Here is an 11,036-nt window from a genome sequence, read left to right as displayed (position 1 = left end):
CTGCTCAATCCGCGCGAAATCAGTCGAGCGTTTCGTACAGCGCGACGAATTCCTGCGTCAGCTTGTGGCGCGGGTCGAGGTGGATCATCGGGCGCGACATCTCGTGCGACTCCTTGATCTTCACGCTGGCGCTCAGGTAGGGCTGGCGCACCGGCAAGCCCTCGGCTATTAGTTCCTGCACCGTGCGCTGAGGCAGGCTGGCTCTCGGTTGGAACTGGTTGACCACGATGCCCTCGACCACCAGTGCCGCGTTGTGGTCGGCCTGGATCTCCTTGACGCTCTCCAGCAGGCTGTACAGCGCGCGGCGCGAGAAGTCGTCGCAGTCGAACGGGATCAAGCAGCTCTGCGCCGCGATCAGCGCCGAGCGGGTATAGAAGTTCAGCGCTGGCGGGGTGTCGATCCAGACCGCGTCGTAGTCGCCTTCCAGTTCCACCAGCGCATCGCGCAGCTTGTAGATCTTGTAGCGACTCTCCAGTTTGCCGTGCAGCTCGTCGAGCACCGGGCTGGCCGGCATGAGGTGCAGGTTCTCCCAGGGCGTCTGGACGATGAAGTCAGCGGTCTTCGGCGCCCGCACGCTGAACTTCAGCGTCGTCTCGAAGAACTCGGCGGCGCCGGGCGTCGTTTCGTCGGCTGCGTCGCCGAGCAGGTAGCGGCTGGAATTGCCCTGCCGATCCAGGTCAACCACCAGCGTGCGCTGCCCCTGATGCGCCGCGATGGCCGCCAGATTGCAGGTGATGGTTGACTTGCCGACGCCACCCTTCTGGTTGAAAACAACGCGTCGCATAGCGGTTCCGATGCTGCTGAAAAACCGGCATTGTGCATTGCAGCACCCACCGCCCTGCCGCGCCGGCGCGCGCTCAGACGTTCACGTTCGCCATGCCGGCCGACGGGTAGCGCGTCCCGGCCACCGTTCTCTCGGACAACACGTCGGCGATCTTTCGTTCTTCGACAGCCGTGAGCGCGATGGCCGCAGCCGCTGCGTTCTCCTCGAGCCGCGCAATGCTGCGCGTGCCCGGAATCGGCACGACATGCGGGCTGCGATGCAGCAACCACGCCAGCGCGAGCTGCGCCGCCGTACACCCGCGCGCCTTGGCGATCTCCTTGAGGGCTTCCACCAACGCCAGATTGGCGGGCAGGTTGTCCGCCTGAAAGCGTGGGTTCTGGCGGCGGTAGTCGCCGGGGTCGAGCTCGTTGACGCTCTTGATGTCGCCGGTCAAAAAACCACGGCCCAGCGGGCTGTAGGCCACCAGACCGATGCCGAGTTCTTCGCAGACGGGCAGCACCTCCTGCTCGACATCGCGGCTCCACAGCGAGTACTCGCTTTGCAATGCCGCGATCGGGTGGACCTTCGCGGCGCGGCGCACGGTCGAGGCCGATGCCTCCGAGAGGCCCAGATGCCGCACCTTGCCGGCCTTCACCAGCTCGGCCATCGCGCCGACGGTTTCTTCGATCGGCACCTTGCGGTCGACGCGGTGCTGGTAGTAGAGGTCGATGTGGTCCACGCCCAGTCGCTGCAGGCTGGCCTCGCAGGCGCTCTTCACGTATTCGGGGCTGCCATCGATGCGCAGGACAGCGCCGTCGGGGCCGCGCACGTGGCCGAACTTGGTGGCAAGCACCACCTCGCTACGGCGGGTCTTCAGCACCTGCGCCAACAAGCGCTCGTTGCTGCCCATGCCGTACATGTCGGCGGTATCGAGAAAATTCACACCGATGTCGATGGCGCGGTTGAGCACCTTCAGCGAGACCTGGTCGTCGGCCGGTCCGTAAAAGTCCGACATACCCATGCAGCCCAGGCCGATGGCGGAAACCTGGAGACCTTGGGCGCCGAGTTGGCGGCGGGGAATGGCGGTAATCATGGGCTTGCTCCTTGTGTTGCGACGGGTAAGGCGCGGCAATCGACGGGCCTGGCCACTCGTCCCGAGCCGCGCCCTCCACGATACGCGTACCTCGCAGCGCGCCGTCGCCGTGCGATCTCGGCGAACGCCCGCGGGGCGTTCGCTCAAAACATGCTCGCCGCGATGTTGATGGTGAAGGCCAGGATGGCCGTGTTGAACCCGAACGACAGCACCGATTGCAGCAGGACCAGTCGCCGCATGGCTTGAGTCGATACGTTGACGTCCGCCGTCTGCGAGGCCACCGCGATGGTGAACGAGAAGTAGAGAAAGTCTCCGTAGTCCGGCGTGAAACTGTCTTCGACATGAGGAAACTGCAAGCCCCTGCCGACGGACGTGCGGTAATACAAGCTCGCGTAAGTCAAGGCGAACATGGTCGGCACGAGCAGCCATGAGCCAACGACGGTCGCGAGCGCAAACGCCACATGCGGCAGCGCATGCGGCGCGCCTGGCACTTTGGCCGCAGACAGCTCGACCACGATGCCGACCAGGCTGAAAAGCGACGCGAGGCTCACCATGGTGAGCACGGTGGCCGCCCCTTCGGCCTGCGCCAATGCGACGCGACGAAGTCGGGCGTGATCGGCACGCAGCATCATCCAGCCGACCAGCACCAGGTAGAGCCACACCGCAATATTCCAACCGAAGAGACCTCGGGTGACCAGGTGGTGCGTGCCGGGCAAGAGCACCAATGCGGCGCTTCCGACCAGCATCGAAATCATCAGCCTGGGACGGGCGCGGAGGTGAGCAACGAAGCGTCTCATCAGTTCTTCAGTTCTCGGTTGAATGGCGTCGTGACGACGCGCGAGCGCTCAATGGGTAACTCTCAGATGGTCGCGAACATGGCGACGACCGTCACTGCCATCACTGCGGTGGCGATCCATCCCAGCCAGCGCAACCGTGCGCCGATCACGTGGTCGCCCATGGTGTCGCGCCGGGTCGCCAGCAGCATCATCACGGCCATGATCGGCACCGCGATCACGCCGTTCAGCACCGCCGACCAGAACAGCTCCTTGACCGGGTCGGTCGGCGTGAAGCACAGGATCACCCCGCCGACCGTGGCAGCGGCGATCACGCCGTAGAAGCCGCGCCCTTCGCCCTTGTCCAGGCGCAGGCTCAAGCTGCCCTGCCACCCCGCGGCTTCGGCCACGGCGTAGGCGGCCGAGCCGGCGAGCACCGGCACCGCCAGCAGGCCGGTGCCGACGATGCCCAGGGTGAAGAGCACGAAGGTCAGGTCGCCGGCCAATGGCCGCAACGCCTCGGCGGCTTGCGCCGAGGTCTGGATGTCGGTCACGCCGGCCGCGTGCAGCGTGGCCGCCGTGCTCAAGATGATGAAGAAGGCGATCAGGTTGGAGAAGGTCATGCCGACGATCGTGTCGGCCTTGATGCGTCGCAGGTGGTGCCGTACCTCGGCCGGCGTGTGTGGCACGTGCTCGTTCGCGTGCGTGTCTTCCATCTCCTGTGCGGCTTGCCAAAAGAAAAGGTAGGGACTGATCGTGGTGCCGAACACGGCCACCACCATCAGCAGCACCTCATGACCTGCGGACAGGCGCGGCCGCACGACTTCACGGGCGACCTGCCACCAGTCCAGGTGCAGCGTGAAGACCACCGCGACATAGGCCAGCAGGGCAAGCGTCAGCCACTTGAGCCAGCGCACGTAGGTCTGGTATGGCAAGAAGATCTGCAACACCAGGCACAGGAGCCCGAAGGTCACCGCGTAAACATGCGCCGAGCCACCGACCAGCAGGCGCAGGGCCTCGGCCATGGCGGCGATGTCGGCGGACAGGTTGAGCGTGTTGGCCACGAGCAGCATGCCGACCACGGCAAGCACCACCCAGCGCGGGAAGCTGGCCTTGATGTTGGCGGCCAGCCCTCGCCGCGTGACATAGCCGATGCGCGCACTGACGATCTGGATCGCTGCCATCAGCGGCAGCGTGAACACCACGGTCCACAGCATCGAGAACCCGAACTGGGCGCCGGCCTGCGAGTAGGTGGCGATGCCGCTCGGGTCGTCGTCGGCCGCGCCGGTGATCAGCCCCGGCCCGAGTTGGCGAAGTCGTTTGCGCACGCCGACGTGATGGTTTTTCTTGGCGTTTGTATCGTTCAAGCCGCGGCCCTTCCCGGGCCCGATCTTATGGGGGCCGAAACGATCGAATACGCACAGCTTTCGCAAGCGATCGGCCAGCAGCCGCCATGCGCCGACTCTCGGGCAAGCAGTTCAGACCGTGGCTGAGCCTTTGCCGGCTCGCCCATCCAGACCCGGATCCGATGGCGGAAACCTCGAGGCTTCGGGCGCCCAGTGGGCACCCCTCAGGCCGCGCCCTCGATGATCCGCATGTCGCGCACCGCGCCGTCGCCGAGCGCGGCCAGCGCCGCCTGGTAGGCCGGGCTGTCGTGCAGCGCCACCGCCTGCTCGACGCTGTCGAACTCGATCAGCACGGTGCGCTCCTTGCGGCCGTCTTCATAGACCAGCGGATCGATGCCTCGCGCCAGAAAGCGACCGCCGCCGGCCGTGATGGCGGGCGCCGCGAGCTTGACGTAGGCGGCCACGGCGTCGGGGTTGGAGACGGAGCGGTAGCAGGTGATCCAGTAGGCTTTTGTCATGGCGATTCAGTCTCGGTGGGTGAGTGGATGAGATTGGATTTTATGGCGCCGCCGATCAGCCGATCAGCGCGCGCGCCGCAACGCCGCCGTCGCGCTGGCCAGGCGCTCGATGCGGCCCCAGTCGCGCTGCGCCATGGCTTCGTCCGGCATCGGCCAGGAGCCGCCGACGCAGGCCACGTTGGCAAGTGCCAGGTAGCGCGTGGCGCTGTCGGAGCTGATGCCGCCGGTGGGGCAGAAGCGCACGTCGGGGAACACGCTCGCAAAGCCCTCGAGCGTGGCCACGCCGCCGCTCGATTCGGCGGGGAAGAACTTGAGCCGCGTGTAGCCGACTTCGCGGGCGCGCATCACCTCGCTGGCGGTGGCCACGCCGGGCAGCAGCGGCACCTCGCCTCGCGCGGCGGCGAGCGCCACGAGTGCATCGGTCAGGCCCGGCGACACCACGAACTGCGCGCCGGCCTCGATGGCGGCGTCGTATTGCGCCTGGCCGAGCACGGTGCCGGCACCGACGATTGCGCCTTCGACCGCGCGCATGGCGCGAATGGCATCGAGCGCGGCCGGCGTTCGCAAGGTCACCTCCAGCACCCGCAGGCCGCCGCGCACCAAGGCCCGCGCCAGCGGCAGCGCATCTTCAATGTGCTTGATCAGGATGACCGGAATGACCGGGCCGGCGTCGAGGATGGGGTCGATGTTCATGGCTTGCTTTCGTTCGTTCACGCGTTGCGCCCCTCACCGCCGAAGAGTAATGGCTCCTTCAGAGCCAATCCAAGAAAGACTTGCCGGCGCCCTCACGCCGCCCAGCTCACCGCGCCCTCTTCCGCGCCGGCGCACCCATGCCGGTGGCTGGCAAACAGTTCGCGGCCGTAGCCGTGGTCACCGGCACCGGGCGCCGGCAGCGCCGCTTCGCGCCGCGACCATTCGGCCGCATCGACCAGTGCCTCCAGCACGCCGGCCTCGCCGTCCAGGCGCACCACGTCGCCGTCGCGCAGCTTGCCGAGCGGCCCGCCGGCCACCGCTTCGGGCGACACATGGATGGCGGCCGGCACCTTGCCCGACGCGCCCGACATGCGCCCGTCGGTCACCAGCGCGACACGGTGACCCTGGTCCTGCAGCACGCCCAGGCTGGGCGTGAGGTGGTGCAGCTCGGGCATGCCGTTGGCGCGCGGGCCCTGGAAGCGCACCACCACGATCACGTCGCGCGCCAGTTCGCCGGCCTTGAAGGCGGCGATCACCTGGTCTTGCCCCTCGAACACGCGCACCGGCGCGGTGACGCTGCGGTGCTCGGGCTTGACTGCCGACACCTTGAAGATCGCGCGCCCCAGGTTGCCCTGCAACAGCCGCACGCCGGCATGCGTGTCGAAGGGCTCGGCCGCGGTGCGCAGCACGTCCTGGTCGGCCGGCGCTGCCGGTGGCGCGCGCCACGCCAGTTGCGTGCCGCCTTCGGGCAGCCAGGGCTCGCTCGCGTAGTGGCGAAGGCCCTGGCCCATCACCGTGTACACGTCTTCGTGCAGCAAGCCGGCGTCGAGCAGTTCGCGGATCAAGAGGCCCATGCCGCCGGCCGCGTGGAAGTGGTTCACGTCGGCCTGGCCGTTGGGGTACATGCGGGTGAGCAGCGGCGTCACCGCCGACAGCGCGTCGAAATCGCTCCAGTCGATGGCGATGCCCGCCGTGCGCGCAATGGCCACCAGGTGCAGCGTGTGGTTGGTCGAGCCACCGGTGGCGAGCAGGCCGACGATGGCGTTGACGATGGCGCGCTCGTCGACGATCTCGCCGACGGGCGTGTAGTCGGCGCCCAGTGCGGTGAGGCCGCACACGCGCCGCGCCGCTGCTGCCGTGAGCGCGTCGCGCAGCGGGGTGCCGGGGTTGACGAAGGCGCTGCCCGGCAGGTGCAGGCCCATCACCTCCATGAGCATCTGGTTGCTGTTGGCGGTGCCGTAGAAGGTGCAGGTGCCGGCATCGTGGTACGAAGCCATTTCGGCTTGCAGCAGTTGCCCGCGGTCGGCCTTGCCTTGCGCGTACAGCTCGCGCATCTTGGCCTTCTCGAAGTTGGGCAGGCCGCTGGTCATGGGACCGGCGGGCACGAAGATGACCGGCAGATGGCCGAACGCCAGCGCGCCGATCAAGAGGCCCGGCACGATCTTGTCGCACACGCCCAGCATCAGCGCGGCGTCGAACACGGCGTGACTGAGCGCGATGGCGGTCGACTGCGCAATGATGTCGCGCGACCACAGCGACAGCTCCATGCCCGGGCGGCCTTGCGTGACGCCATCGCACATGGCCGGCACGCCCCCCGCGAACTGCGCCGTGCAGCCGACCTCGCGCGCGGCGCGCTTGATGATCTCCGGATACTTCTCGAGCGGTTGGTGCGCCGACAACATGTCGTTGTAGGCCGAGACGATGGCGATGTTGGGCACGCGCTGTTGGCGGATCGCGAGCTTGTCGTCGGCGGGCGACGCGGCCATGGCATGGGCCAGGTTCGTGCAGGAGACGCCCATGCGCGCCGGCCCTTCCAGGCGTGCCGCACGGATGCGCTCGAGATAGGCCCGACGGCCCGCCGCGCTGCGCTCGCGCACACGCGCCGTCACGCGGGCGACCTCGGGGTGCAGGCTCATCTCATCGATCTCCTGCGGGCCGCAGTACCCGCTCGAATTCAGTGTAGTGGCCGTCGGTGGTGGCCCCGCTCGCCGCTGCGGCATCACCCTGTTGCTACGATGAGCCGATCGCTCCACGGCCGCCTGTTGCGGCGCACCGGGCATGACGCGAGGCGAGGATGCGCGAACACAGCAACAACGGCGCCCAGGACAAGGCCAAGCACGCTCGCTTCGACCTGGTGCTGTTCGGCGGCACCGGCGACCTGGCGCTGAGAAAGCTCTTGCCCGCGCTGTTCTACGGCATGCGCGACGGCGGCCTGGCCGGCGCCAACATCATCGGCGCGGCGCGCCATCCGCTCAGCGAAGCCGACTACCGCGCCTTGCTCACGCGCGAGGTGCCGCAGCACCTCGCGCCGGAGGATTTCGATGCCGCGCTGTGGGAGCGGCTGCTGGCGCAGGTGCGCTACGCCGCCATCGACGCAAGCCGCCCCGAAGACTTTGCCGCGCTGGCGCCGTTGCTAAGCAAGGACGAGGCCGTGCCGCGCGTCTTCTACCTCGCCACCACGCCGTCGCTCTTCATTCCCATCTGCCGCCATCTGCAAGGCGCCGGTCTCGTGAACGCCAGCGCACGCGTGGTGCTCGAGAAGCCGCTCGGCCGCGACCTCGCCTCCTCGCGCACCATCAACGACGCGGTGGCCGAGATCTTTGCCGAGGAACAGACCTACCGCATCGATCATTACCTCGGCAAGGAGATGGTGCAGAACCTGCTCGCGCTGCGCTTTGGCAACACGCTGCTCGAGCCCTTATGGTCGCGCTCCTACATCAACGACGTGCAGATCACCATTGCCGAAGAAGTCGGCGTGGGCACGCGCGGCGAGTTCTACGACAACACCGGGGCGCTGCGCGACATGGCGCAGAACCACTTGCTGCAGTGCCTGTGCATCGTGGCGATGGAGCCGCCGGCTTCGATCGACGCCGACGCGGTGCGCGACGCCAAGTTGCAGGTGCTGCGCTCGCTGCGCCCTTATGCGCCGGGCGACGTGCGGCACAAGACGGTGCGCGGCCAGTACCGCCCCGGCGCGGTCGACGGGCTGCCGGTGGCGGGCTATCTGCAGGAAGACGGCATTGCGCCGACCAGCCACACCGAGACCTTCGTGGCGCTCAGGGCCGAGATCGACAACTGGCGCTGGGCCGGCGTTCCCTTCTACCTGCGCACCGGCAAGCGCATGCAGGACCGGCTGGCCGAGATCGTCATCAACTTCCGGCCGGTGCCGCATTCGATCTTCGAATCGGCCAGCGGCACGCCCGGCCACAACCAGCTGGTGATCCGGCTGCAGCCCGACGACGGCCTGGCGCTGGAGATCAACACCAAGACGCCGGGCGACAGCATGCGGCTCACGCCCAAGCTGCTTAACCTGGCGCTGCGCGACAGCCAGGAAGTGCGCCGGCTCGACGCCTACGAGCGCCTCCTGATGGACGTGGTGCGCGGACGGCTGGCGCTGTTCGTGCGGCGCGACGAGCTCGAGGCCGCCTGGGCCTGGATCGAGCCCATCCGCAACGGCTGGGACGCGATGACCGAAGCGCCGCGCGGCTACACCGCCGGCACCTGGGGACCGGCAGGGTCGAGCGCGCTGGTCGGGCGCAATGGGTGCGCGTGGCATGAAGAAGAATGATCTCGGCATGCCCTCACTTGCAGTGCGCGTTCTGGCCCTCCGTCGCCATGAGCTCCGAGCTTGATCACCTCTTGCCCGGCACCTTGAGCCTGCGCATCTGCGACTCGAAGGCCGCGCTGGTGCAGGCGGTGACGGCCAGCCTGCGCGACGCGGTTCTCGCCGCGGTCCAGCAGCGCGGCGAGGCTTCGCTGGTGGTGACCGGCGGCAGCACCGCACGCGCGTACTACCCGCAGATCGCCGCGCTCGACCTGCCCTGGCAGCGCGTTCAGATCACCCTCAGCGACGAGCGCCTGGTCGCCGCCGACCACGCCGACAGCAACCAGCGCCTGGTGCGCGAACAACTGCTGCAAGGCCGCGCCGCCGCGGCGCGGTTCGTGCCGCTGGTCATCGAAAGCGACAGCGCAAGCGACCGCGGGCATGACGCCGCGGGCGGCCTTGTCGGCAGCATTGCCGAGGGCACCGCCCAACACCTGATTGCCGCCGCCACCGAGCGCCTGCAGACCTTGGCGCGGCCCTTCGACCTGGTGCTGCTCGGCATGGGTGCCGACAGCCACCTCGCGTCGCTGTTCCCCGGTGCGGCGGGCATCGAGGCCGCGCTCGACCCGGCCAACCCGGCGCTGTGCTGCACCGTCGTGCCGCCGGCCGGCGTCGAGCCGGCGCTGCCGCGCCTGTCGCTCACGCTGGCCGCACTGCTCGACAGCCGTCGCATCCTCATCGTCGCCACCGGCCTGGCCAAGCGCGACGCCTTCGAGCGCGCCGCGCTCGGCCACTGGCCGCTGCCTTCGCCGGTGCAGGCGCTGGCGCGGCACGCGCGGCAGCCGGTCGAATTCATCTGGTGCCGCTGATGACGAACGCGTCGCTGCTGCCCTGGCTGGTGGCCGACATTGGCGGCACCAACGCGCGCTTCGGGCTGGTGCGCGAGACGGGCGGTGACGTGGGCGAGGTCCGCTCCTTCAGGTGCGCCGACTTCGCCTCGCCCGAGGCGGCGGCGCTGGCCTACCTGCAACAGCTGGCAGCGCCGGGCCTTGACCGCGTGCGGCCCGCCCGCGTGGCGCTGGCGCTAGCCACCGCGATCGACGGCGACAGCGTGCAGATGACCAACAGTGCCTGGCGCGTCTCGCGCGCCGCGGTGGCGCAGGCGCTGGGAGCAGCGGAGGTCGTGCTGCTCAACGACTTCGAGGCGCTGGCGCTCGCGCTGCCGCGGCTGGCCAATGCCGACGCGGTCGACGCGGTGCAGTGGATCGGCCCGGCGCGACCCGACCGCCGCCACACCATGGCGGTGGTCGGCCCCGGCACCGGCCTGGGCGTGGCCGCGTGCGTGCCGGCCGCGTCGCGCGGCGCGGGATTGATCGCGCCGCAGGATGAGGGCAGCGCAGGCTTCATCGCGCTGCCTGGCGAGGGCGGCCACGCCACGCTGGCGCCGGCCGATGATTTCGAGAGCGAGCTGCTCGGCGTGTTGCGCGCCGAGCTGGGCCATGTGTCGGCCGAGCACGTGCTTTCGGGCATCGGCCTGCCTCATCTGCACCGCGCGGTGTGCCGCGTGCAGGGCCTGCCGGTCGAGTCGCTCGGCGCCACAGCGATCAGCCAGCGCGCGCTGGTGCAGCACGACGCCGCCTGCATCGCCACGCTCGACACCTTCTGCGCCATGCTCGGCGGCTTTGCCGGCAATGCGGCGCTCACACTCGGCGCCCGTGGCGGCGTGTTCTTGGCAGGCGGCATCGCGCAAAAGCTGGGGCCCACGCTCGCCGCTTCGCGGTTTCGCGCACGCTTTGAAGCCAAGGGTCGCTTCGCCGTCTACCTGTCACGCATCGCCACCGGGCTGATCGTGGCGCCGCATGCCGCACTCGACGGCGCCGCGCAAAGCCTGAGGTAAGGAAGCCCCACGCATCTGCCGTGCTGCCCCCGAGCGGGTGCTCAGCCGTCTTGGCCGCGGACTCGAGCTGCGCGGCCGCTACCGGGCCAGCACGGGCCGGGTCGATGCAGCACGTGTCGTTGGGCCCAGAGGGCACATACAGGCGCCCGCCGCAGGCCGGTTCGCCCCACATCACGAAACCGAAGCTCACCACGGCCGCCAGCGCCGACGCGCGGCGCATGGCACGCACTTTAGCGCGCGGTGCTCCGGGCACTGCGCTTGCCCCACTTGCAGCGCCGACCACCGCACTTGTCTTATGAAACGCCCCTTAGTCACTACTGCGGTCGCGATTGCCGCAAGCCTTGCCCTGCTCGCCACGGCCGGCTGCGCCGTCACGCGACTTCAACGCTCGGCCGAGCTGGCGCGCCAG

General features: G+C 68.9%; 10 protein-coding genes. 3 read left to right on the top strand and 7 right to left on the bottom strand.

Translation table 11 applies throughout. The features are described from left to right. Nucleotides 1-19: 19 nt before the first annotated feature. The 7 genes from RMO12_RS01305 to edd form a co-directional block, all read right to left on the bottom strand. Entirely contained in the window at nt 20-784 is a 765-nt protein-coding gene (locus RMO12_RS01305) for a ParA family protein (protein WP_309637918.1), read from the bottom strand. Nucleotides 785-857: 73 nt separating this feature from the next. Continuing rightward, nucleotides 858-1,856 (bottom strand): aldo/keto reductase, encoded by a 999-nt coding sequence (locus RMO12_RS01300; protein ID WP_309637917.1) that lies wholly within the window; start codon nt 1,854-1,856, stop codon nt 858-860. A gap of 143 nt (nt 1,857-1,999) precedes the next feature. Next, nucleotides 2,000-2,602, bottom strand: a complete 603-nt coding sequence (locus RMO12_RS01295) for a DUF1345 domain-containing protein (protein WP_309637916.1) — start codon at nt 2,600-2,602, stop codon at nt 2,000-2,002. A 113-nt stretch (nt 2,603-2,715) separates the two neighbouring features. Continuing rightward, nucleotides 2,716-3,996, bottom strand: coding sequence for a divalent metal cation transporter (locus tag RMO12_RS01290; RefSeq protein WP_309637915.1), 1,281 nt, complete (start codon nt 3,994-3,996; stop codon nt 2,716-2,718). Nucleotides 3,997-4,199: 203 nt separating this feature from the next. Further along, a complete protein-coding gene (locus RMO12_RS01285; RefSeq protein ID WP_309624474.1) occupies nt 4,200-4,493 on the bottom strand; it encodes a DUF1330 domain-containing protein in 294 nt (97 codons plus the stop codon). A 63-nt stretch (nt 4,494-4,556) separates the two neighbouring features. Then, nucleotides 4,557-5,186, bottom strand: coding sequence for a bifunctional 4-hydroxy-2-oxoglutarate aldolase/2-dehydro-3-deoxy-phosphogluconate aldolase (locus RMO12_RS01280; RefSeq protein ID WP_309637914.1), 630 nt, complete (start codon nt 5,184-5,186; stop codon nt 4,557-4,559). 92 nt (nt 5,187-5,278) lie between these two features. Further along, complete coding sequence (edd, locus tag RMO12_RS01275) at nt 5,279-7,102, bottom strand: phosphogluconate dehydratase (protein WP_309637913.1); 1,824 nt, start codon at nt 7,100-7,102, stop codon at nt 5,279-5,281. Between the two features lie 158 nt (nt 7,103-7,260). Between edd and zwf the strand changes: the two genes are divergently transcribed. The 3 genes from zwf to glk are packed head-to-tail and all read left to right on the top strand — an operon-like array spanning nt 7,261 to nt 10,627. Next, the gene (zwf, locus tag RMO12_RS01270) at nt 7,261-8,754 is read left to right on the top strand and encodes a glucose-6-phosphate dehydrogenase (RefSeq protein ID WP_309637912.1); all 1,494 of its coding nucleotides are present in this window, start codon (nt 7,261-7,263) and stop codon (nt 8,752-8,754) included. 47 nt (nt 8,755-8,801) lie between these two features. Beyond that, nucleotides 8,802-9,599, top strand: coding sequence for a 6-phosphogluconolactonase (pgl, locus tag RMO12_RS01265; protein WP_309637911.1), 798 nt, complete (start codon nt 8,802-8,804; stop codon nt 9,597-9,599). Beyond that, a complete protein-coding gene (gene glk, locus RMO12_RS01260; RefSeq protein WP_309637910.1) occupies nt 9,599-10,627 on the top strand; it encodes a glucokinase in 1,029 nt (342 codons plus the stop codon). Before pgl ends, glk begins: the two co-directional genes overlap by 1 nt. Nucleotides 10,628-11,036 lie beyond the last annotated feature (409 nt).

The sequence above is a fragment of the Methylibium sp. genome (genome assembly GCF_031393925.1).
Lineage (GTDB): Bacteria > Pseudomonadota > Gammaproteobacteria > Burkholderiales > Burkholderiaceae_C > Methylibium.
This window is presented reverse-complemented; position numbering and strand designations above follow the sequence as displayed.